20 protein-coding genes are annotated in these 23,857 nt (G+C 43.9%); 10 read left to right on the forward strand and 10 right to left on the reverse strand.

Features of this window, described 5'->3' with window-relative positions:
• Nucleotides 1-79: 79 nt before the first annotated feature.
• The 3 genes from AB4484_RS15700 to AB4484_RS15710 all read left to right on the forward strand — a co-directional run bounded on the left by AB4484_RS15700 (nucleotide 80) and on the right by AB4484_RS15710 (nucleotide 2,710).
• Entirely contained in the window at nucleotides 80-823 is a 744-nt protein-coding gene (locus tag AB4484_RS15700) for a 5-oxoprolinase subunit PxpA (RefSeq protein ID WP_372079128.1), read from the forward strand.
• A 176-nt stretch (nucleotides 824-999) separates the two neighbouring features.
• A complete protein-coding gene (locus AB4484_RS15705; RefSeq protein ID WP_372079130.1) occupies nucleotides 1,000-1,767 on the forward strand; it encodes an allophanate hydrolase subunit 1 in 768 nt (255 codons plus the stop codon).
• On the forward strand, nucleotides 1,760-2,710 hold the full coding sequence (locus AB4484_RS15710) for a biotin-dependent carboxyltransferase family protein (protein ID WP_372079132.1): 951 nt from the start codon (nucleotides 1,760-1,762) through the stop codon (nucleotides 2,708-2,710). Before AB4484_RS15705 ends, AB4484_RS15710 begins: the two co-directional genes overlap by 8 nt.
• A gap of 182 nt (nucleotides 2,711-2,892) precedes the next feature.
• On the opposite strand, the gene AB4484_RS15715 is transcribed toward AB4484_RS15710, so the two are convergent.
• From AB4484_RS15715 to AB4484_RS15725, 3 genes are all read right to left on the reverse strand, one after another.
• Complete coding sequence (locus tag AB4484_RS15715; protein ID WP_372079134.1) at nucleotides 2,893-4,347, reverse strand: FAD-dependent oxidoreductase; 1,455 nt, start codon at nucleotides 4,345-4,347, stop codon at nucleotides 2,893-2,895.
• A gap of 532 nt (nucleotides 4,348-4,879) precedes the next feature.
• A complete protein-coding gene (locus AB4484_RS15720; RefSeq protein WP_372079136.1) occupies nucleotides 4,880-7,318 on the reverse strand; it encodes an ABC transporter permease in 2,439 nt (812 codons plus the stop codon).
• 1 nt (nucleotide 7,319) lies between these two features.
• The gene (locus tag AB4484_RS15725) at nucleotides 7,320-7,994 is read right to left on the reverse strand and encodes an ABC transporter ATP-binding protein (RefSeq protein WP_019826604.1); all 675 of its coding nucleotides are present in this window, start codon (nucleotides 7,992-7,994) and stop codon (nucleotides 7,320-7,322) included.
• Between AB4484_RS15725 and AB4484_RS15730 the strand changes: the two genes are divergently transcribed.
• From AB4484_RS15730 to mrdA, 5 genes are all read left to right on the forward strand, one after another.
• A complete protein-coding gene (locus AB4484_RS15730; RefSeq protein ID WP_081229991.1) occupies nucleotides 7,993-8,610 on the forward strand; it encodes an arylesterase in 618 nt (205 codons plus the stop codon). The two genes, AB4484_RS15725 and AB4484_RS15730, sit on opposite strands and share 2 nt — an antisense overlap.
• 81 nt (nucleotides 8,611-8,691) lie before the next feature.
• The gene (gene fabV, locus AB4484_RS15735; protein ID WP_372079138.1) at nucleotides 8,692-9,891 is read left to right on the forward strand and encodes an enoyl-ACP reductase FabV; all 1,200 of its coding nucleotides are present in this window, start codon (nucleotides 8,692-8,694) and stop codon (nucleotides 9,889-9,891) included.
• 178 nt (nucleotides 9,892-10,069) lie between these two features.
• Nucleotides 10,070-11,977: an EAL domain-containing protein gene (locus tag AB4484_RS15740; protein ID WP_372079140.1), complete on the forward strand. Its 1,908-nt coding sequence runs from the start codon at nucleotides 10,070-10,072 to the stop codon at nucleotides 11,975-11,977.
• Nucleotides 11,978-12,097: 120 nt separating this feature from the next.
• The gene (locus AB4484_RS15745; RefSeq protein WP_372079142.1) at nucleotides 12,098-13,753 is read left to right on the forward strand and encodes a P-loop domain-containing protein; all 1,656 of its coding nucleotides are present in this window, start codon (nucleotides 12,098-12,100) and stop codon (nucleotides 13,751-13,753) included.
• 383 nt (nucleotides 13,754-14,136) lie between these two features.
• Nucleotides 14,137-16,035 (forward strand): penicillin-binding protein 2, encoded by a 1,899-nt coding sequence (gene mrdA, locus AB4484_RS15750; protein WP_372079144.1) that lies wholly within the window; start codon nucleotides 14,137-14,139, stop codon nucleotides 16,033-16,035.
• A 125-nt stretch (nucleotides 16,036-16,160) separates the two neighbouring features.
• On the opposite strand, the gene AB4484_RS15755 is transcribed toward mrdA, so the two are convergent.
• Both AB4484_RS15755 and AB4484_RS15760 read right to left on the reverse strand, forming a co-directional pair.
• Complete coding sequence (locus tag AB4484_RS15755; protein WP_372079146.1) at nucleotides 16,161-16,781, reverse strand: DNA-J related domain-containing protein; 621 nt, start codon at nucleotides 16,779-16,781, stop codon at nucleotides 16,161-16,163.
• 575 nt (nucleotides 16,782-17,356) lie between these two features.
• Entirely contained in the window at nucleotides 17,357-18,196 is an 840-nt protein-coding gene (locus AB4484_RS15760; RefSeq protein WP_139685091.1) for an isopenicillin N synthase family oxygenase, read from the reverse strand.
• Nucleotides 18,197-18,397: 201 nt separating this feature from the next.
• Here AB4484_RS15760 and AB4484_RS15765 point away from each other — a divergent pair, with 201 nt between their 5' ends.
• Nucleotides 18,398-19,006, forward strand: coding sequence for a DUF2238 domain-containing protein (locus AB4484_RS15765; RefSeq protein ID WP_372079148.1), 609 nt, complete (start codon nucleotides 18,398-18,400; stop codon nucleotides 19,004-19,006).
• Nucleotides 19,007-19,094: 88 nt separating this feature from the next.
• Here the strand turns inward: AB4484_RS15765 and AB4484_RS15770 are convergent, their stop codons facing one another.
• The 5 genes from AB4484_RS15770 to AB4484_RS15790 all read right to left on the reverse strand — a co-directional run bounded on the left by AB4484_RS15770 (nucleotide 19,095) and on the right by AB4484_RS15790 (nucleotide 22,904).
• Nucleotides 19,095-19,346 (reverse strand): hypothetical protein, encoded by a 252-nt coding sequence (locus tag AB4484_RS15770; RefSeq protein WP_017060071.1) that lies wholly within the window; start codon nucleotides 19,344-19,346, stop codon nucleotides 19,095-19,097.
• Between the two features lie 21 nt (nucleotides 19,347-19,367).
• Nucleotides 19,368-20,273 (reverse strand): DMT family transporter, encoded by a 906-nt coding sequence (locus tag AB4484_RS15775; RefSeq protein WP_372079150.1) that lies wholly within the window; start codon nucleotides 20,271-20,273, stop codon nucleotides 19,368-19,370.
• 30 nt (nucleotides 20,274-20,303) lie between these two features.
• The gene (locus tag AB4484_RS15780) at nucleotides 20,304-21,995 is read right to left on the reverse strand and encodes an SgrR family transcriptional regulator (RefSeq protein ID WP_061038286.1); all 1,692 of its coding nucleotides are present in this window, start codon (nucleotides 21,993-21,995) and stop codon (nucleotides 20,304-20,306) included.
• A 154-nt stretch (nucleotides 21,996-22,149) separates the two neighbouring features.
• Nucleotides 22,150-22,383, reverse strand: coding sequence for a DUF3389 domain-containing protein (locus AB4484_RS15785; RefSeq protein WP_248339004.1), 234 nt, complete (start codon nucleotides 22,381-22,383; stop codon nucleotides 22,150-22,152).
• A gap of 95 nt (nucleotides 22,384-22,478) precedes the next feature.
• A complete protein-coding gene (locus AB4484_RS15790; protein WP_004730936.1) occupies nucleotides 22,479-22,904 on the reverse strand; it encodes a hotdog fold thioesterase in 426 nt (141 codons plus the stop codon).
• Nucleotides 22,905-23,044: 140 nt separating this feature from the next.
• On the opposite strand from AB4484_RS15790, the gene AB4484_RS15795 reads away from it, so the two are divergent.
• Complete coding sequence (locus AB4484_RS15795) at nucleotides 23,045-23,833, forward strand: M48 family metallopeptidase (RefSeq protein WP_372079152.1); 789 nt, start codon at nucleotides 23,045-23,047, stop codon at nucleotides 23,831-23,833.
• Nucleotides 23,834-23,857 lie beyond the last annotated feature (24 nt).

Raw genomic sequence — 23,857 nt, forward strand, 5'->3', positions numbered from 1 at the left:
AGTTTGAGTTAGGTCACTGTTTATTTATGGTATTTATAAGACCGTCATTACTTACCTCAACGTAAAGGATTAGCACCACGTGACAACGAAGATTTTGCTTAATTGCGACATGGGAGAAAGTTTCGGCAATTGGAAGATGGGCGATGACGAGTCGGTCATGGAATGGGTCGATATGGCAAACATCGCTTGTGGCTTCCACGCGTCTGATCCGCACGTTATGTCCAAGACGATAAAACTGGCGCAGCACTATCACACCCAAATTGGTGCTCATCCCGGTTATCAAGATCTCGTTGGTTTTGGTCGCCGTTCTATTCCACACACCATGGACGAGATCAGTGAACTGGTGTGCTATCAAGTCGGGGCATTAAAAGCCCTTTGCCGCTTTCACCATACCTCTGTTGGCTATGTGAAACCTCATGGCGCCCTTTACAACGATATGATGGCGAACATTGATGTGTTTAATGCGGTAGCCCAAGCCGTCGCTGAATTTAACATCCCCTTGATGATACTCTCTTCATCAAACAATCAACAGTATTTGGATATTGCTGACGATCATGACTTGCCTCTCTTGTTTGAAGCGTTTGCCGACCGTGCTTATTTAAATAACGGACAATTAGCGCCACGTACTCAAAAAGGCTCGGTTTACGTCAATCAAGACGATATCTATAACCAAGTTATGCAAATCATTAACTATGGCTCGGTTACGACTTCAGAGGGCGAAAGACTGCCTATTGAAGCCGATACCATCTGTGTTCATGGTGATAACCCTCAATCCATCGCATTAATTAGAAAAATCAGACAAGACCTCAACGCTTTTAATTAGTATGAAGCGTTTGATTGGTATGACGCATGGCCTTATCACTCGCCTAACCGAGCATCTAACCAATTGCTCGTAAGGCCTAATCGCTTTGTATTGGTTTAGACACAGATGTTAAAAACGCCAAATACGCAAATAAAAGGCAGTAAGTAATCAAAGGCAAACAAACGTATGGAAACGAAATGACGACGAATAAGATTGAATTCAATATAGTGCCAGTCGCGGAATGCAGCGTTTTGGTGACCTTGACACTATCGCCTTCAAATAATCAATCTAGCGCCGAATATGCACAGTACATGGCTCACTTTTCCGATGCCATTCGCCAAAATTTAGCATCGGTGTTGATGAATGTCACACCGGCTTACCACACAATATTGGTCGACTACCTCCCTTATCGAATATCGGAACAGCAGCTCATTGAACGGCTCAATAATTTGTTGAGTCACGCTCTATCGACCTTTTCTAGTATTAGTAAAACTCGCGATACGATTGAGCTTCCTGCCTATTACTCACCAGAAACGGCGCTCGATTTAGACCGATATCAAGACAAAGGCTTATCTCTGGACGATATTATTCAACATCACACCTCACAAACATACAGCGTCAGTGCGATTGGGTTTACGCCTGGCTTTGCGTTTATGTCTGATGTGGTCAACGAGCTTGCTTTGCCTCGTCATTCAACCCCACGCTTAAGTGTGCCGAAAGGCAGCATCGCCATCGCGGATACGAAAACGGCGGTGTATCCTTCGGACTCACCGGGCGGTTGGAATATTATTGGCAATTGCCCATTCGCACTGTTTGATCACAGCCAATTAAAGAATGCTGATACCACGCAAACGCCGCTGTCTCTACTTAATGTCGGTGACACAGTCCGTTTCATCGCGATTTCAAAACAAGAATTTGTAGAGCTTAGGCTTATGGAGGTTAGTGGAGATGTCGCTCATGGTTAATACAATAGCTAAACCAACACTAACAGTGATTAAACCTGGCCCGTTGAGTTTGATTCAAGACTTCGGACGATTTGGTGTCGCCCATCTCGGGTTGACACAAGGTGGCCCTGTTGATGATTACTCGTATAGCTGGGCCAATCACCTGCTCGGAAACCCAGTCAACCGAGCGGCTTTGGAAATCACGCTTGGGCAATGTGCGTTACGAATCGATTTTGATTGTGAGATGGCGCTATGCGGGGGTGATTTACAAGCGAAGCTCGATGGTAAACCACAGGCTAACTGGCGCACTTTTCAAGCTTTTAAAGGGCAAGTCCTCTCATTTGGTTTGCCTAAAAATGGTCTAAGGGCGTATTTAGCTATTAAAGGCGGTTTCGATGTTCCATCAACTCTTGATAGCTGCTCTACAGTCACTCGTGAAAAGATTGGAGGGTTAACGCAAGATGGAGAGCCATGCCAGCAAGGGCAACAAATAGCTTTTACCCAACACCAACTATCACATCCATTTAAAGCGGTAAGTGTTACCTTCCGATACACGCCTGATTATAATCTACCCGTGAACCTACGAGTGATTGAAGGCTATCAAAGCGAGCTATTCTCCGAGTCAGCAAGAGAGACTTTGTATAACGCTGAATATCACGTTGACCAAAACTCTAATCGGATGGGTTATCGACTCAGTGGCGAGCCCGTAGACTCGCCTGACATTTCGCTATTGTCAGAAGGCATTGCCCTAGGTGCGATTCAAATCCCCCAAGACGGACAACCTATCGTGCTGCTTAATGACAGACAGACCATAGGTGGTTTTCCGAAGATTGGATGTGTCGCAAGAATCGATTTACCACGCTTGGCACAAGCAAAACCTGGACATGCGATATCGTTCAGCAAGGGTGATCGCATAGGCTTACAAGATGTTTGGTGCCAATGGGCTCAGTTTTTCGGCTATTAGTTTTTGCGATGTGTTATGTACTAATTGCTATGTAGCTAAGAATAATCAACTAGGAATAATTAGCTAGGAATATGTCGTTTGGATGAGTTCGGTATCTAAGCAGATGTTTGAATGAAAATTCGGCTTACCTATTACAGTAAGCCGAATTGAAGAAGTTAAGCGCAGTCGATAATGATTGGCTATTAAGCGTGATCTTGACCTGACACCTTTGCAAGCGCTTCTGGGTATCCACGTTCTTGCGTCAAATCTATCGCTCTGTTTTCAATATCATTTAGATTAAGTGACATTGTCACTGAGTGCGTATCTTCAATAGATACGGCCTCTGATACATCAAACCATTGCTCAGCGACCTTTTGTGCTGCTTCTAATGTTGAAGAAGCTTTTACTACTTCAAGTCGAGCATAGCGTTCACCACAAAATGAAACGTCCGAAGCTCTTAAGCTTGGATCGGTTCCCGGAATCTGTTGTGCACCAAACAAAGGTTTACCACCGACCAATGCAGAACTGAAACTTGGGATGAACTGAGACATATGCGTTATTGCAGCGCGAGTTCTTAATTCAAGCTGCTCTTCACTCCAACCCGATACGATTTTCTTAAGAAGCTTCGAAGGCAACTGTGGTTGTGATGAATCTGTTGATGATGAAACGAGCCCACCCTCGAACAGAGTAATCCCTTCTGTCATACCGTGAAGTTGGAACACACCATCAGCATATGGCGTTAATTGCGCCATGCCTTGCGGTGTGCCTCTCGGGCCATGAAAGATAACCTCAGGCCACTCTTCCTTACATTCTTGCGAATATGGCCACTCTGTAACGTATGCAGCTTTAAATTCAACAAGTCTTTGCTGCTTAGAGCCAACAAAGTCGTCCACGATACCCGTTTCAAACCCACTCGCATTGATCAAGTAATCGGTCGTTAGTTGGCAGCTTTGGTTTTCGGCATCGGTATAAGTCAAAGACCAGCCTTGGCCAGTCGACTCAACAGATTGTAAACGGCTGTTGGTTAACACGGTACAGTTAGCTTGTTGCCCCAAAGAGAGTTGCGCGGTCGCAGAAAGTCGGAATACGCTCCAACCATATTCTTGAACCATCGCAACAGGATACTTAAGAGTCTCTAAGTCCGTGTGTTTCGCAAAAGGAATACACCAATCATCAAGCGATGTTGGTTTCAGAGGCTGTGTTTTCGCAGAAAGCGCTAGTAAATCTTCTTTGCTGTACAGCTTGTAATACTCTTCCGGATCACCGAGCACTTGGTTGCTTTTATCTTGTTTAACAAGATCGGCATAAGCGCTTTTGATTATCTTGAGACGAGGAAGCAGATCTAACGGCTCTCCACCATCACTGTGCGGAACGGCGATGATTGTCGGACGAATATTGATCGTATGAGGGAATAAGCGGACGGTATCAATTGACTGTGTGAGCAATTGAAGACACTGCTCTACAGAAATATCTCGATACAAATTGCCGCCAGCGTGCAGGTGGCAAATTGGTGGACCATTAACCAAACTCGGCCCTTTTTCTAAGATAGTGACCTTAAAACCCAACTCACTAAAGTGAATCGCGCTTGTTGTTCCGGCAATACCACCACCAACAATGGCAATAGAAGGTTGATTTGTATCCGTTTTGTTGTGGTTCATCGTGTTCTGTAGAATAAGATTAACTACCTCTATTCTACTTTTGTTCTGCGATGAATTAAAACACATTTTTATCAAGGTCTTAGATAGGCGGGATTTAATATCTATGTAAAAAATATAAATAATCTCTTGACTCAATAACTCCAGATAGAGTTTGAAAGGTTATTCTAACAGTCAAATTTGTCCTAAGTGACGCCACATAAAGGCTGCCTCAGTACTCTTAAAACATAGCGGTTAACTTATCCCTAAAGTTATCCACCGTTTTTGTGGATAACTGTTGATAACGTTCTTGCTAAGTTGCGCAAACCCTTTGTTTACAGGGACTAACCGCTGTTCATTAAATCGGCATTATTGGGCTATTAGTTTTAAAAAATGCTAAAAAGAGTGGAATATAAGGTGCGATATTTTTTACTTATGCTACCGGTTGGTCAAATAAAAAACGGTCTAAAGCGACGTATTATAAATAGTGCATGACTAAGTATAAATAATCTCACTTTTAGACCGTTTTAAGCGCTTGGCTAGATCGTGCTAGCGACTAACCAAAATCCTTGTTTACTGGTGCCAACAAACGTTTGATTAAGCTATTCACTACCGCGGCCAATGTGATGAACGTCAGCACCGGTAGCGCTATCCACAACATCGGGTGAAGTGAAGGTTGTAATTCAAAACCAAAGTTCATCACGCCTGCCACGCTGAGTTCAGAACCAAGTGCTGCAATTGAGCCTGCGACTAACGCCATTAACCCGTACTCACACCAAATAGTATTGAGAATTCGCTTCTTACTCGCGCCTAAGGTTCGGTACAAGCGTATCTCTTGTTGTCTTTGAGATAAGCTCAATCGCAATAGAGTGAAGATAAGCAACAGCCCCGCCACCACACCTAACGCCGCAAGTACGGTAATCGACCAAACAATCTGTTTGAGCAGCTCTTGGATCTTGCTACCCATCTTGCGAATATCCATCAAACTCACGGTTGGGTGATTCCGAGAGAGTTGGCTGAGCATTTGATTGTGTTGTTCTTCTAATCTGAAGCTCACTAACCAAGTAGAAGGAATTGAGCTCAAGACATCTGGAGTAAAAATGAAGTAGAAGTTCGGCTTCATTTCACGCCACTCCACTTTGCGGATGCTATTCACCTTGGCCGAGACATTCTGGCTGTTGATTGTGAATGACAGCTCATCGCCAATCTTTAGATCCAGTTGCTCCGCGACATCCGATTCCACAGATACGCCCTGCTCTTTTGTCCAGCTGCCTTCTAACACTTCATTGTACTCAGGTAAGCTATCTCCCCAAGTGAAGTTGATCTCACGGCTTAGTGCGTCTGTTTCTCCAGAGGTACCACTGTATTCCGATGCTTCAACACCGTTTATCGTCGTCAGTCTTCCTCGGATAATTGGAAACGCTTGAGTACGCTCTACTTCGTTTGCATCAATCGTCTCGAGATAACTGTCTTTCTCATAACTTGCTATGTTAAGTGCAAACGCATTTGGTGCGTTCTCTGGTAAGGTCTGCTGCCAATCTGACAGTAAATCACTTCTTACCAACCAGATGATAGACAGTAACATCAGTGAAAGCGCTAAAGAGCCAAATTGAATCCCAGTTGCTAATGGTGTGCGATTAATTCGGCTCAATGCTAAACGCATAGAAGTCGATGTCGGCAACTTACCAACCAAACGCAGAACAAGCGTACTAACGACCGCAAGCACTAAGAACAGGCAAGCGATACCCGCTAGAACTATCCATACCAATAGATTGTCGCCATACATCAGCATCATTGGAATAATCGGTACCAGTAACAACAAATATTTCTTGTAGCTTTCATTGGACTGGTGACTTGATTGGATAACGCTGATTGCCGAGGTGTTGACCAAGCCAATTAACGGGATACCAAGAGCAGGAACACCAATTAAGATGCTTGATAAAATCGCCAAGATAGCCGGTTCAATACCATAGCTAGGAAGTGGCGTTGGTAATAAGTCGCCCAAAGGTATACGAAGCAAAAACTCTAAGCCGATACCGATGGTTATTCCCAGTACTGCACCGATAACCACTAATAGAGATACCTGTACAGACAACCATTTAACGATCCACTGCTTGCTTGCACCTAAACTCTTAAGCATCGCGATGGTTTTGCGACGACTCGCAACATAATGTTGGCACGTGAGTACCAAAGTGGTCGCAGCCATGATCACAACAATAGCCACAGTTAACGACAGATATTGAGTCGTGCTCTCGAACATATCATTAGTGCGACTTGCAGAATCTTGAGTACGCCAGCGATCACTTGGCGTTAATTCTACGCTGTCTTGCGCGGCTTGCAGTTTTGTATCATCACCGTTTAGAAACAGCCTAAAACTAACACGACTGCCCGGTTGAATCGCTCCCGTGGCATCGATATCGCTTGTATGAATCAGCACGGCTGGCATCTGTTGGAATGGGTTAAAGCTTAAGCCTGGTTCTTGAGTGATTCGTCCAGTTATCGCTAGATCGGCATCGCCAATAGTGACATTGTCACCAATCTCAACCTCTAACTGTGCGAATATGCGCTCGTCTAGCCAAAGTTCACCCGGCTTAACATGGTTACTTGATGCTTTGTCAGCGCGCTCTAAGATCATTTCACCGCGTAACGGGTAATTACTTTCAACCGCTTTCACCGTCACTAACTGCATCGAGTTGTCACTGAATGCCATGGTTGAAAAACGAGTCAACTGAGAGCTTTCTAATTGTTCAACTTGAGTGAGGTCTAACAAGGATTGTGGAACTGGGTTTGCTGAGATAAACACGCTATCGGCAGTAAGCGCATCTTTGCCCTGCTTAACAATTACCTGCTCCATACGTTCGGCCAACGCCGACAATGCAAATACACAAGCAATAATAAGCGTTAAAGCGATTGAAACTGGCCACAATTGACCGTGTCGAATCTCTTCGATACTCCATGAAAACAGGCGTTTATTCAGTCCGTTTGATGAATTCAATTTAGACTTCCTCTATCTGACCGACATGCATCTTAAGCGTTCTTTGGCAACGTTGTGCAAGCTTAGGATCGTGTGTCACCAAAACTAACGTTGTGCCGTGTGATGCGTTCAATTCAAACAACAACTCAACAATTTTGGCTGCCGTTTGTTGGTCTAGGTTGCCCGTGGGCTCATCAGCAAAAAGGATTTTTGGCTTAATCATAAATGCGCGCGCCAAGGCGACCCTTTGTTGCTCACCACCCGATAGCTGCGACGGCAAGTGATCAAGCCTGTCTTTCAAGCCTACTGATTCAAGCAGAGCCGTCGCGCGTTCGATGTCTTCGTCTTCTCCCTTCAACAAACAAGGCAACGTGACATTTTGTAGCGCAGAAAGGCTTGGAATTAATAAGAAGCTTTGAAATACAAACCCTACCGATTCACTGCGAATCTTAGCCCTTGCCTCATCATCAAGTTGTGAAAGTGGCTGTCCTAATAAACTGATTTCGCCTTTCGTTGGTACATCAAGACCAGCAAGCAGCGTCATTAGGGTCGACTTACCCGCGCCAGACGTGCCGACAATCGCGACAGTTTCGCCTTCACGAATATCGATATCGACGTGCTCTAGGATTGTTAAATGTTCTTGATTAGTAGACACTGTCTTCGAAACAGCTTCTGCTTTAATGATGGATGTATGCATGACTCGACTAATTTCCTTTTTATTCTTTATTTTATTTTCAACCGCTTCTTTGGCTCAAGATACCGAGTTAGATTCTAAGTTACTGGTCCTTGGTGATAGCTTGAGTGCTGGTTACAACATGGACATTAAACAAAGTTGGCCAAGCCTGTTACCAGTCGCGTTAGCAAAGCATGACAAAACGGTAACCGTGGTTAACGGAAGTATTTCTGGTGATACAACGGGCAATGGTTTAGCTCGCTTACCACAATTGCTTGAAGAACATGCTCCAGACACCGTTCTTATTGAACTTGGTGCGAATGATGGACTTCGTGGGTTCCCACCTAAGCTGATGTCTGCGAATCTTGATCAAATCATTGAGCAGATAAAAGCTGCGGGCGCCAAACCTATAATGATGCAGATTAAAATCCCACCGAATTACGGAAAGCGTTATAACCAACAGTTTGAATACGTTTTTGCAGCGCTTGCTGATCAACAAAACGTACCACTTTTGCCGTTTTTCCTAGAGCATATCATCCTCAAACCTGAGTGGATGATGAACGATGGACTGCATCCAAAACCAGAAGCTCAACCTTGGATTGCTGAATTTGTCGCCGAAGAATTATATCAGTATCTTTAAGTTTTAATGGTCTAGCTCAATAAATTTTACACAGCTTTACGTTAGCCTGAGTGCATATCATCGTTAACTGTAAGGTTATTTATGCTTGTCGAACCTGTTATCAAGGGTGTGGTAGCCAAAAGCGCTCACCCTCTTGGCTGTCAAGAAGCCGTAAAGCAACAAATCAAGTTTGTTAAGAGTGCGCCGCAAATCAAAGTTGGCCCTAAACGAGTACTGATTATCGGCGCTTCCTCAGGCTTTGGCCTTGCCGCTCGTATTGCCCTTACTTTTGGCGGCGCAAAAGCTGACACTATCGGCGTCTCATTCGAGCGCGGTCCAAACGAAAAATCCCTAGGTAGTGCTGGTTGGTACAACAACATCTACTTCAAAAAAGAAGCCGAACGAGAGCAACGCACTGCTATTAACATCGTTGGCGACGCATTTTCGCAAGAAACACGTTCACAAGTTGTCGAAGCCATTGAAACCTATTTCGAAGGTGAAGTGGATCTAATTATCTATAGCTTAGCTGCAGGCGTTCGTCCTAAACCAGATTCCGATGAGTTTTGGCGCTCTGCCATCAAACCTATTGGTGAAAGCGTAACTGGCGCAACCATTTCTCTGGAACACGACAACTGGGTCACCAACACGCTTGAAGCCGCGACGGAAGAAGAAGCCGAAAGCACACTCAAAGTGATGGGAGGCGAAGATTGGGAACAATGGATAGATGAACTCATCAACGCTGAATCTATTGCTCCGGGTTGCAAAACCATTGCTTTTTCTTACGTTGGTCCAGAAGTCACGCACCCTATCTACTTAGACGGTACTTTGGGCCGCGCTAAAATAGACCTTCATCAAACCAGCCACGCACTTAACCTTGAACTAGCAAACTTTGGCGGTAATGCTTACGCGACCGTGTGTAAAGCATTAGTGACCAAAGCGAGTGTGTTCATTCCGGGACTCAGCCCTTACCTGCTTGCTTTGTATAAAGTGATGAAAGAGAAAGAGACCCACGAAGGTTGTATCCAGCAAATGCAGCGTCTGTTTAGCAGTAAACTCTATGGTCAATCAAAAGTACCACTTGATGGTGAGCGATTGATCCGTATGGATGATTGGGAATTAGACCCAGAAACCCAAACGCACGTAACTGAATTACTAGAAAAGATGGATGAAAACAACTTCCAAACTTTAGGTGATTACCAAGGGTTTAAAGAGGAATTTCTGCAATTAAATGGGTTTGCTCAACCATCGGTAGACTATAGGCAGAAACTTAACACAGAATATTTTATAAAGTTAAAGCCTTAATCGAAACTTATCTCATTACTGAGACCCGGATTCACATTTGAAAACCTCTGTAAAATTGCGGAGGTTTTTTTGTGCAACATTTCTTATACTTAATTAACGTAAGTTTCACAGTTTATTTAGTTCATCTTAATTAACACAGGATGTGTTGATGCATTTAGCATAATTGACTCGGAGTCATATGAAGAAGATAAAAACAGTAGACTTAGATATCCCAGACGATATGGTTTCTGGTTGGCAAAATATTGTCGACCTCTTAGCTCAAATCACTCAAGTGCCCGCCGCACTTATCATGCGTGTTCACGCCAATTATATTGAAGTATTCTCGACCAGCCGAAGTGAAAATAACCCTTACAACAAAGGTGACTCTGAAACCCTAGGCAATGGGCTTTACTGTGAGACGGTGATGGATTCCCAGCAGCAACTTGTGGTACCCAATGCGCTTGCCGATGTTGATTGGGAAAACAACCCAGACATAAAGCTCGGTTTAGTCTCCTATTGTGGCATTCCGCTGCTTTGGCCGAATGGTGAATTATTTGGCACTATCTGCATTTTAGACTCGAAAGAAAACCACTACACCCCCACCTATATAAAGCTTTTACAGAGCTTTCGCACCTCGATAGAGTCCCAGCTTAAAACCCTGTTTCAGCATGCTAAGCTCACTCAAATGAATAGAGACTTAAAAAACCGTGTTTACACTCGGACTAAAGATCTTGCGAGTCTTAATTATTCATTAAATCAAGAGATTGATAAGCGAAAAGCTGCAGAACAAAAGATTAATTTCCAAAAGAATCACGATCTCGGCACCGGCTTTTTAAACCGAAACGCATTTGAATCTCGCTTAAACCACAAGCTACTGTCACAACGAAGGCTGACAGACAGCTCATTTGCAGTTGTTCATATTGGTTTTACCAACGGCAGACGCATACAGGCACGATACGGCTATAACGCGTTAGACCAAGTGCTTGTTGAATACCGAAAACGTATCGACAGTATTTCTGATATCGATGTATTAACTGCCCGCCCTACTTCGGTAGATCTCGTATTGGCGTTTAGCGTTAAAGATTTGCACCAGCGCTTAGAAGAACTTTGCCAGACGCTCGTTAAAGTTGGTCATTCAGAATTCGATATCGAAAGTGACAAAGTGCATCTACATGCCTTTATAGGGATTGCAATTACGAACGGCGAAGATGACGCGGAAAGCATTCTGCAGAAATCTTCTGAAGCGATGTTAGCGTGTAAAGATTCAGGACAAAAGTTCGCTTACTACTCTCAATCCCATACCGAAGAACAAACTCACATTAATAAGATCGAAGGCTATTTGCTTCAAGCCGTTCGTAATGATGACCTTATGCTCTACTTTCAACCCAAAGTTAGCCCGTTGACGCATCGCTGGGTCGGTGCTGAAGCTTTGCTTCGTTGGCGACATCCTGTTTTGGGTGACATCTCTAACGAAACCCTGATCCACATGGCTGAACAAAACGGTTTGATTTTCGAAGTGGGCAGCTTTGTTTTACGCAATGCGATTGAAAAAGCCAAAGAGTGGTCCGAATACGTCGACGATTTCAAAATGGCCGTGAATGTATCTGCCATTCAACTCAAGAACGTACACTTTGCGGAACAAGTGGTTCACCTACTCGAAACCTATCATTTAGAGCCTCGTTTCTTAGAACTTGAAGTTACGGAGAGTGGACTGATTGCAGATGAAGTGGTTGCCAAGAATACTTTGGGATCTTTGCACGATATAGGCGTTACATTGTCACTAGATGACTTCGGTACGGGCTACGCCTCCTTCAGCTATCTGAAGAAGTTCCCATTCGACACCATTAAGATTGATAAGAGCTTTATCGACCAAATGCTCAACTCACACGAAGACTCGGAAATTGTTCGTTCTATTGTCCAAATTGCCAAAAAGCTCGACTTAAAAGTGACGATTGAAGGCATAGAAACCGAGGTTCAAGAGCAATTTATTATTAATGAAGGCTGTGATGTGGGCCAAGGTTACCTTTACGGAAGACCAATGCCGAGCCAAGAATTCGAACACAGCTTAATCAATCAAAACTATTTGGGGACAACTCGTTACGCTTAAAGCAAAAAAGAGCAGTTAGTTTTGGATTTAGGTCTACTTTCTCTTTACTCTAAAGGTGGTGATTTTTATAATCGCCGCCTTTCTGTTTTTATCTTTCCCCTTATATAGGCATTCCTCGTTATGGATCAGTTGACTGCAAAGCTTAAAAAGCTCGAAAAACAAAACTACCGTGCATATCAACAAATTAAAGGTCAATACGACTTTGCTGATTTTGAATTACACATCGACCACATCCAAGGTGACCCATACGCGTCAGCTTCTCGTTTTCGTGCAACGCGCGCGTGGTCTTTGACCGGGTTAGATTGGCTGAAAGAAAAATCTTACGAATACCAAGTAGCCGCTCGTGACTTTATCGCACGTAGCTTCTCTGAGTTCGCGAAACAAGAGTCGACCGTTTCTATCGCGCTGACGGGTCAAACCGTATTAGACAACACAGCGGTTGTATTCACAGACCACGGCATCGAAATTCGTTTCCGTATTAATTTACCAGCTGATGGTCGTAGCATTCTTGCTAAGAAAGCGAACAACATCATCACTTTCTACTTACCGAAGTTTATTCGTCGCGCGACGCTTGAGCGTGAGTTAAACATCGATGTAATGATCAAACATTGTGAAACGATTGAAGACCAAGAAGCGCTGCGTGCTCAATTGGATGAAAACAACCTAGCGGCATTCGTTGCAAACGGCAGTGTGTTACCTCGTATCGCAGGTAACTGCGACCTTCCAATGAAAGACGCGGTACCTTTCGCAGCTCCAGAATCGCTGAGTGTTACTTTAAACACTCCAAACCAAGGCGACGTGACAGGCTTAGGTATTCCAAAAGGCATAACGCTGATCGTTGGTGGTGGTTTCCATGGTAAATCGACGCTGTTGAACGCCGTTGAACGTTCTATCTACAACCATATTCCTGGTGACGGTCGCGAAGGCATTGTAACTGCAATTGATACGATGAAGATTCGCGCTGAAGATGGCCGATGTGTACACAGCTTGAACCTGTCAAACTACATCAACCATTTACCAATGCAGAAAGACACGTCTGATTTCAGCACACAAGATGCGTCAGGCTCTACGTCTCAAGCGGCTTGGTTACAAGAATCGATTGAAGCCGGCGTTCAAACTCTACTTATTGATGAAGATACGTCAGCGACTAACTTCATGATTCGTGACGAGCGTATGCAAGCACTAGTGTCAAAAGGCGATGAGCCAATCACACCACTTGTCGACCGCATTGGTCAGCTTCGTGAAGAGATGGACATCTCTACCATTGTTGTAATGGGCGGCTCTGGTGATTACCTAGATGTCGCGAACACTGTGATTCAAATGCACGACTACCAAGCGGTAGATGTGACTGAAAAAGCAAAGGACGTGATTGCTCAGCACCCTACTCAGCGTGCTAACGAATGTGAAACTGCTTTAGAAACGTTTGTCCCGCGTTCATTGAACCGTGCTTCACTCATGAACATTCTTACTGACGGTAAGTTCCGTGTTAACGCGAAGGGTAAAGAGTCACTGCGTTTTGGTAAGGAGTTTGCGGACCTTTCTGCGCTTGAGCAATTAGAATCGCCGTCTGAAGTGAACGCGATCGGTTGGGCTTGGTTCCAATTCGCGCAAACTCCAGGTTGGTCAAGCAACCCTGCGAAAGAGTTCAACGTTATTTTAGAAAACGAATGGCACGCTAACATGCCTAACTACGGTGACCTAGCGAAACCAAGAACATTAGATGTGATGGCTGCTCTGAACCGTATGCGTAAATCTCAGTTCAAGCCTTCGAACTGATTTCGTTAACTATCGGATTTATTGTGCTTCTAGGCTTTTGAAGTTCTAAGCTTTTAGTTTACTAAAGCTTCTAAGTCACTAGCTACTAACTAAGCAAATTAACTGTCTACGGCTCTCATTCTGAGGGCCGTAAATTTATCTAATCTCTATTTACCTAACCTCTATTGTTATCAAGACTCTCCAACGCTATAAATTCATAAAACCAATATTTACATCAATTACTTATCATCTTGTGCAATAATAGAATTAGACACGTTGTTTACCGCCACCTAATACTGTCGATCCCAAAAATCATGACATAGCTTTTACAAAACCCTAGTGATATTCAGATAAAGTCCCGATTCGACAAGTGTAACCAAATGTAACAATCTCTTGAGGCTTCAATGAACCATAAACGCGTTAAGATGCGTGACCATAAAATCGAAGTGAACCTATTCAAAAACCGCGTAATCGTCGCGTTTTGTGGGATCTTGATGTTCACTCTTGTCTTAGTCGGTAATCTATACCGACTTCAAGTTGAAAATTTTAAAAGCTATCAAACTCGTGCCGATGGCAACAGAATCAAAGTATTACCTATCGCCCCTACTCGTGGACTTATTTACGACCGTAACGGTGTGTTGCTTGCAGAAAACAAGCTTGTCTTTGATCTGACGATGATTCCAGAGCAAACCGATGATGTCGATGCAATGCTCGCCAAGCTAGACAAATATGTGCCCCGTGATGCTGAGCAGATCGCTCGTTTCAAAAAACGCTATCACAACACCCGCCGATTTAAATCTGTGACTATTCTAGAGAACTTAACAGAAGAAGAGATTGCTAAGTTCTCTGTGCATCAGTACCAGTTCCCCGGTTTATCTATCGATACCAGCTTAAAGCGTTTTTACCCAAATGGTGAGGTGCTTACCCATGTTCTTGGTTACGTGGCGCACATCAATGATAGCGATCTCAGAAAGCTTGAAGAACAAGGTATAGAAGCGAATTATCAAGCCACGACAATCATAGGAAAACTAGGGGTTGAACGTTATTACGAAGGTATTCTGCACGGCACCAAAGGTTATCAAGAAGTTGAAGTAAACAGCCGTGGCCGAATAGTCCGAACCATTGAGTACGTGCCGCCTGTAGCTGGCAAAGATATCGTGTTAAATATTGACCTTGAGCTGCAAACATACGTTTTTGAACAACTTGATCACCGCACCGGAAGCGCGATTATTCTCGATCCGAAAGACAACAGCGTGTTGGCAATGGCATCAAGCCCGAGTTACGACCCTAACCTATTTGTCGACGGCATTTCGAGTAATAACTATCAACGCTTATTGAATGACCCTGCTCACCCGTTGGTAAACCGCACGACTCTAGGCGTTTATCCTCCGGCATCAACCGTTAAACCATTTATGGCTGTGGCAGGACTACAAGAACATGTCATCTCTGAAGATACCATTCGTAACGACCACGGCGTTTGGAGAATTCCTGGCTCTAAACGAAACTCTAAATCGTGGCGTGACTGGAAACGTTGGGGTCACGGACCTGTGGATGTCACCCAAGCGATTGAAGAGTCGGTAGATTCATTCTTCTATCAAACCGCTTTTGATTTGGGTATTGACCGAATTTCAAGTTGGATGAACCGATTTGGGTTTGGTGAACCGACAGGCATCGATATCTATGAAGAAAGCACTGCCAACATGCCGACTCGAGAATGGAAGATGATGCGTTATCGCACTCCTTGGTATCAGGGTGACACCGTTCCGATTGGTATTGGCCAAGGTTATTGGACATCCACTCCAATGCAACTTGCTAAAGCAACGTCAGTATTGGTTAATCATGGTAAGGTGATGCCCCCACATATCTTGAGAGCCACCTTAGATCACGGCGAAGATTTCAGTACACAACAACTTGTCGAACCGGAGCCAATGCCCTCGATTACTGAAGTACCCGATAGAATTTGGGATGTGCCGATTAACGCGATGCGACTCGTGAACCACGGAAGTAGAGGCAGCGGCAGACGTGCATTTAAGGGAACTGACTATACGAGTGGCGGAAAATCAGGAACTGCACAAGTCTTTGATCTTGCGAAAGATCAGGTCTACAACTCGAAGAAACTCGCTCGACATTTACTTGACCATGCGCTTTACACGGCTTTCGCACCGTATGAGCACCCTGAATATGTCGCAACTGTGGTCATTGAACACGGTAACGGCGGTTCAAAAGTCGGTGCGCCTTATATCCGTAAAGTACTCGACTATGCCTTTGAACATAAAAGTGGCGAGAGCAAAGATCACTCCTAACACCAATAACTTAAGTCGCTACAGCACATAGCGTAATGACGACAAAGCCCCACTTGTGTCACTCACAATGTGGGGCTTTCTGTTTTAGGGTTCTAAGCAATTAGACAGCTAAAAATGCCTGTCGATTATGAGCTTCTTAATACATGCCATGCTTCACAGAGCGTCTGAAATTTTGCGGTGTTGCCTTCGTCTCTGTCCGGATGCCATCTCAATGCCAGTTGTCGCCAACGTTTTCTAATTTCATGGTGTGTCGCGTCTAAAGGTAGCTCAAACAAGTTTAACGCTCGGCTTCGGTCCATATCAAGCTCATCACCACCCACAAACTTTCTGTACCGAGTCCAAAATTCGTTCAACAGCCTTTTGACTTCGCCTTGATCCGCTTCATAGTTAACCCAATTAATGTAGTACTCTCGAAGTGGGTCTTGATGATCGATACTGTGACTGCTTCCGTGATAACGACCATTCATCAATTCGATGTCCATCGCTTGGACTTGGAGCCAACCATCAGGGTGTAAGGTTTCTTGAAGCTGATAAAGCGCATTCATGATAAGGAAGTTCTTCTTAAACAACTCTTTCTCAGGCACTGCATCTAACACTGGCACGAACCCAAGGTCGTTCAGATGAGCCGCCAATGTATGAACTTTCCATCCACTTGGCTTTTGCTTAAGCACTTCCATTATCGGCCAAAGCAATGGGTTTTCCATATGGCAATGAAAGTTGGCTCTCACGTCTTGATGATTCGACATAGTTGACTCAGTTAGCTTCTCTGAATTAATGGATTTTTAGAACTGCGGATATTATAAGTAACCGGTTTCTCATCCGTTGCGTATCTTCTTTAATTGAAAGCGATTTACTACGATTTGTCGAGCTTAAGGACAAACAACTTTCTAACGTTTGGCTTAAAAACACCTTTCATCGTCAAAAACCGAGTACCATTTCGTTGAATACAACCATTAGGGCGTGTTGACCTTTCGCGGTTAAATTTTGTTCGAGATAAAAGCGTTTTAATCGCGGCGAGGGAGAAGTAGCCTAGTCATTCTAAGCAAATCTCCCTCAACAAAGAGTAAAACGCTTTTAGTCGAACCCTTCGGGCAGCGTTTGCTGGTCATTTCTACTACGTTATCGGCTTCTCATGTAGGCTAGCTACACATCGATGCCTCTGCCTTGTATAAATACCCAGCAACTCGCTGCAAAAATCAGCTCGAAAGATCAACACGCCCTAGTAATAAAGCCGCTCTTTTTGGTCCAAATACAAAAAAGGTCAGCGATTTAGCTGACCTTTCACATCTATCCCAATTTTAGGGACGAAGCATTGAACTCACTAGATAACGCCAAGCTCTCTCAGACGTTCCATTAGGTATTCGTTTGCTGTGTACTTTTCAGACAGCACTACTTCTGGTTTCGGGTGAAGGAATAGAGGCAAAGAGATACGAGACTTCTCTTGGCGTTCACCTGATGGGTTGATTACACGGTGAGTTGTCGATGGGAAGTAACCACCTGACGCTTCTTGAAGCATGTCACCGATGTTGATGATCATGTTACCGAAGTCACATGGAACATCTAACCACTCGTTATTTTGCGCTTTAACTTGAAGGCCCGGTTCGTTTGCAGCAGGAAGAACTGTCAGTAAGTTGATGTCTTCGTGTGCCGCAGCGCGGATTGCACCTGGCTCTTCATCACCTTGCATTGGTGGGTAGTGAAGAACACGAAGCAGAGTCTGTTCACTGCCGTTGATCATTTCTGATAACGCAATAGAGAATTTCTCTTGTACTTCTTTAGGAGCATGAGCTTCAACCCAACCTAACAGCTCTTGAGCAAAAGCATTCGCACGTTGGTAGTAATCTAGAATCTGTTCTTTCAGCTGCTCAGGGATTTGGCCCCAAGGGTATACGTGAAAGTACTCTTTGATGTCTTTTACAGTGTGGCCCTTAGCAACTTCAGACACTGAAGGTGGAAAATATCCATCTTGTGTTTCAACATTAAAGTGGAAGTTCTCTTTTTCTTCAGAGATGAAGAATTGGTACCAGTTTTCGTAAATTGACTCAACAAGCTCTTTCGGGATTGGGTGGTTCTTAAGCACACCAAAACCAGTTTCACGTAGAGAGCGAACAAATTGTTCTGCTGCGTCGTCAGCAAGGTAATCGACAGTTTCCAGTTTCATGACTTTCTTTCTTGTTATGTAGTAATAAGGCGATTTTAAGGATCGCTTTGTTGTAAATCAAACTTTTGTGAAACTCTAGCAACCGTTTGTCTAGATACTGGGCGATAACGCTACTTTTCAACAAAACTGGTGATTAAAGCATAATTGAACACTGTTCATTATTGTGTAACACTAATAAAAACTTCGACGAGAGATCTTGATATGACAATCACGCCACTTGCTCAAAATCGACCATTACTGTCATTGACGACGCTGTATCTGATTGTGTTTCTATTTTCAGCGTTTGCTCCCTCTTCAAGAGCGGTATGGATTGCCGAAATTGTCCCAGCGCTTGCGATATTGGTGGGAATCTGGTGGTTATCAACAAAGCTCACCTTCACTAAGACAGCTTACGTTTTAATGTTTATCTGGCTAATTTTGCATACGATAGGCGCGAAATATACCTTCGCAGAAGTGCCATTTGATTGGTTCAACAACATGATAGGTTCTGAGCGTAATAACTTTGATCGTGTCGCGCATTTCTCAATTGGCCTTTATGCTTATCCACTCGCTGAGTACTTGATTCGTAAAAAACTGACTCAACCGGTGCTGGCATGTTTCTTTGCGCTATTTGCGATCATGAGCGTTGCTGCGGGTTATGAAATTATCGAGTGGTGGTACGCGGAGATCGCAGGTGGTGATGAAGGTATCGCATTCCTTGGTTCACAAGGCGATATTTGGGATGCACAGAAAGATATGCTGTGTGATACCACGGGCGCAATTGTTTCGCTATTACTTCTTAAGCTTCAAGGGCGTGTCAAAGCTTACTAAGCTCAATTATTTACTCTGAGTATCAAAAGCAACGTTGAAATGCCACACACAAACCGTGCTGTGGCATTTTTTGTTTCACCGTGACGGGTTATTTCATCGTTACCTTGCCGCCAACAAACTTGTAGGCTGGTGTACCTCGAACCAAAGTGTCTCGCGCAAATTCAATCCCGCATTCAGGGCACACACATGGTTTTGTTGTGAAATCTTCAACGATACGCTCCTTAAAACATTTCACGAGTGCACCTTTGCCACCTTTCCGATACTTAAAAAGCTGCGTTTTACATTTGGCACAGAAAATCTGAACCGTCTTGGTCGGTTGTTTCTTGTTTGGTTTAGCCATAGAAGTTAATGATTGAACTCTTTATTTCTTAAGTTTAGGGGCGACAAGAACCAAGCTTATCCCAAGAAGTATAACGGTTGATGAGACTATAAATTGCATGGTGACAGGTTCAGATAAAAGTAATACACCACCAAGTGTCGCGATAACTGGAACAGAAAGCTGTGCAATAGACGCCACCACGGTATTCAGTTTTTTCACTACGTAATACCACAAACTATAACCCACACCAGAAGCCACAGAGCCCGATATAACCGCGTAAATCAAACCTTGTTCAGTGATAGACACTTGCGTTAACGCATTAGGAATCAAAACTAACAAGCTTAATGCCAAAAGGATAACTAGCGAACTGAATCCAAAGTTAGCGGTGGTCGATTGCAGTGCGTTTGACGATTTCTTTCCTGCCAATGTGTAAATGCCCCACCCGACTCCGGCCAGAGACATCAAGATAATAGAAACTAAGTCGGGTGCTTGAGTCGATTCCGTTGGCATTAACAAGTAAACAAGCCCTGCCACAGACAACAAACATCCGCACCACTCAATGAGTGACATTCTGTTTCCAGAAAACAAGTGCGCGGCAATCATCGTAAATTGCACTGCGACAAACAACACCAGCGCACCAAGACCTGCGCCGAGCTCTAAGTAAGCAAACGAAAAACCAAACATATACACGAGCAGTGACAATATTGATGTTAATTGAAACTGTGATTTGAGCTTTGTGTATAGCGATGTGTTGTTTGTTAACTCACGTTTAGACTTAGATTGGGAAGATAACGTTAATAAAATCAGAAGCGTAAGCGCACCAGATAAGATGCGCACGATCGAAAAGCTCAAAGGATCAATCGTTTGATCCATTAAGGCCCAGCGACACAAAACTGAATTAGCAGCAAACGCCACCAGCGTAATAAATGTAACCAACAGAGTTTGCATCGTTTTTTCCTAATTGAGTTTTGTTGGATTTCAATCAACGTCAGGCTTCACCCAAACTTGGCTAAAGTCGAACCAACCTAATGCATTACATTTCGCGTTTTGCAACGTACCACATTGATCTTTATTAACGCCTAGCCAGCAATGGAACATTGGAATTAATTGATTGCTTTGGACCAGTTGTTTACCTAACTGTCGTGCTGGAAATTGCTCGAATTCCCCCGAACGCCAACGGTCAATCATGTGACACCATTGGTCGAAGTCTTCAGCCGGGCTAGATTCATCAAGAAAACTGTAGTCCATTAGCCAACCGGCTAAAGCGTCGTCTCTGTTATTGGCTATACCCATAGGGTTAATCCAAACATCAACATCATCGGCGTGCGGAGGATCGGTTTCGTAACCGTAAAGATCAACATCGACGTTGTATTGCTTCAGCACCGTGACAATCGCCTTGGCAAGCGTTGGAAACATTGGATGTTGGCATTGATACGCCAATCTTATGGTTGGTTTGGTATTTGCTGGTGGACAAACTGGCACCTTTAACTTTATGTCATACCAACCGGGTTTTATCCCATAAGCGTGCAGCACGCCCAAATCGATAACGGTCTCTTTTGGAATATGAACAAACAGATCCGCCGCATTCAACGCGTTAGATAAAAACTGTGCCCATGCAGGATCTTGTGCAATACCTTTCTTTCTATTGAGCAGTAAATACGTACAGCCTGGATCGAGTTCTACTTCATCGCTATCGCCACGGTCGGCCATGACAGGCTTAGAAAGACTTGGGTAAACCATTGAAGAATAAGCCTCATCCACCACCCAAACTTCAACGCGATCAATTAACGGTCTAAAACCAAAGTACCCATTAAAAGCGGTTAACACGAGTTGTTTCTCGTCGTTCTTTTCAATGCGATAAGGTCCCGTTCCAATCGGTCGAATATCGTAATCTTCACCACGTAAAGTGATCGGTAACGTGACTTTAGCGACCGACTCCGTTAGTGCGAGCGGAAAATACTTGTCTGGACGTGTGAGAAAGACATCTACGACACAATTTGCAGGTGAAGAGACATCTTTGATATGCGAAAACATGTTGAGAGGCTCGAGTGCAAGCAGTGTATCCACAACATGATTGGTTAACAGAGGTTCCCCGTTATGGAAACGAACACCTGGCCTCAAAAAGAACCGCCATTGATGATCGCTGATTTTTTGCCATGAATGAGCAAGATCGGGTTGAAGTTGGTCATTCTCATCTAGACGAGTCAACCCACTGAATACCTGACAAGCGATATGTTGCTCTGAACGACGCATCGATTTGGTTGGGTTAAGCATTGAAAGCGGTCGGTAATAAGGCAAACGAATAACTTGTTCGCCTTCTTGATACTGTACACCCAAGTAGTTTTGAATAACTTGGGTGAGTTTGGCAGCATTGTGATCAAGCACTGACAGCGCCTGTCCAATTTTTCCTTCCTGCAAGTAGCGTCTTGCTAGGTTCTCGCTGACATCACAACGATTCTGTTTAAAGATAAGTTGAGATAACTTCCCTCGACCAGCTGCTGGTAACCACTCTACCCACCCTTCTTCTTCAAGCTTGTTGAGTACCATTCGGGCATTACGACGGGTACAACAAAGCACATCCGTGATGTCGTCGAGTTGAACATCAGAATCTTTACCATCGAAGTATTCAAACAGGGTTTCAAATTGAACGCGAAGTCTTGGGCTGCTCATAAAGAGGAAAACTTATTCAAAGGACATTGAATTCAGTTTCCCTATTTTATGGCGTAAAATCAATATTACTGACACGATTTTATTGTGAATTATTGAGTACGACATCCTAAGATGTTATTCAATCTAAAGGGTTAAGTGCTTTTACCGTAAAGGATTACGTTACATCGCAGCCAATTTCATTGGCGATTTCACGAAGCTGCTGTTCATCGTCTAATTTTATCGACCATTTACACTCAGAACCGTTAGCGGAAATGACATTTGCCCCTTTTCCGATCAATTGAATTGCATCAACTTGAGCTTGCAAAGTGACTCTATGCTCACCATCTAAACGAACAACCAATTCATGTGCGGTTGCGATGACTTTTCCACTTTTAAACGTTATGACCATGGGCTTCTCGGGTTACTTCTTTAAATACTGATTGCTTGTTCTAAGTACTGATTACTTCTTCTAAAGACAAAACCAGCGTACGACTGCCTACTCTGTTATCGCTTATGTTTCTTCACGGCAATGGTTAAGCGGCTGGTACAAACTAAGCGTTGACGCTCATCAGTGATATTGATCTGCCATACTTGAGTAGAGACGCCCAAGTGAATAGGCTCAGCAGTACCGATGACGTGCCCTTCGCGCATTGACCTTACGTGGTTCGCATTGATATCGAGCCCAACGCAATAATAGCCTTCTGGTACGCAGAAGTTTGCTGCCAATGAGCCAAGCGTTTCTGCTAGCACAACTGATGCTCCGCCATGAAGCATACCCAGTGGTTGGTGCGTAAAATGACAAACCGGCATGGTTGCCACCAAAGAGTTGTCATTTACTTCGGTGTAAACAATGTTGAGGTGTTCAATTAAGGTATTTTTTGAGGTCGCGTTGAAGGTATCTAGGTCAACGGGCTTTTTCCAAATACTCATGTGGGTTCCTTAATTATTGATCTTGTTATCGCGTGCATAGCTTTTTTCTATATTACTGGCTGTTAGTTATCTTACAGCCCTTAGTTATTACGCAAGTTGATGTTAACATGCATAAAAACCGAATACACAGAGGATATTGTATGACGTCATGGATGAAGTTTGCCTCGCTTCTCACACTTGCAGGCCTAACCGCGTGTAGCGCTTCTCCGACAGGCAGAAACCAATTGCTGCTTTTTTCAGATAAAGATATGTCTCAGCTTGGAGCACAGTCTTTTGAACAAATGAAGAAAGAACAACCCATCAGCAAAAATGCCAAAACTAACGCTTATGTACAGTGCGTAGCGAACAGCATCACTCAATATATTCCTAAACAAGGTTTTAGTGAATGGGAAGTTGTTGTGTTTGATAGTGACCAAGTGAATGCATTCGCCCTACCTGGCGGAAAAATCGGTGTATACACAGGGTTACTTAAGGTTGCAGTCAATCAAGACCAACTCGCAACGGTTATTGGTCACGAAGTGGCACACGTTTTAGCTGACCACAGTAATGAGCGCCTGTCTCAGTCTCAAATCGCTAATACTGGTTTATCTATTACTAACGTCGCGTTAGGCGCATCAGAATACAAACAGTATCAAGGTATGACGATGGCCGCGTTAGGATTAGGCGTTCAATATGGCGTTATTCTCCCGTATGGGCGAACTCAAGAGTCTGAAGCCGATGTTGTTGGTTTAGAGTATATGGCTCAAGCAGGGTTCGATCCAAACCAAAGTGTCAACTTGTGGCAAAACATGGCCAAAGCATCAGGCGGAAATCAACCGCCAGAATTGCTTTCTACGCACCCTTCCCACAGTACGCGTATTAAAGATCTACAAGCAACGATAAAAACGCTTCCTCAATCAGGTTCACCAAGGCCAAATTGCAAAGCGTAGTCTAAGTTAGTATCGCCTAGCTGG

Source organism: Vibrio sp. 10N.261.46.A3 (genome assembly GCF_041472995.1).
Taxonomy (GTDB): Bacteria; Pseudomonadota; Gammaproteobacteria; order Enterobacterales; family Vibrionaceae; genus Vibrio; species Vibrio coralliirubri.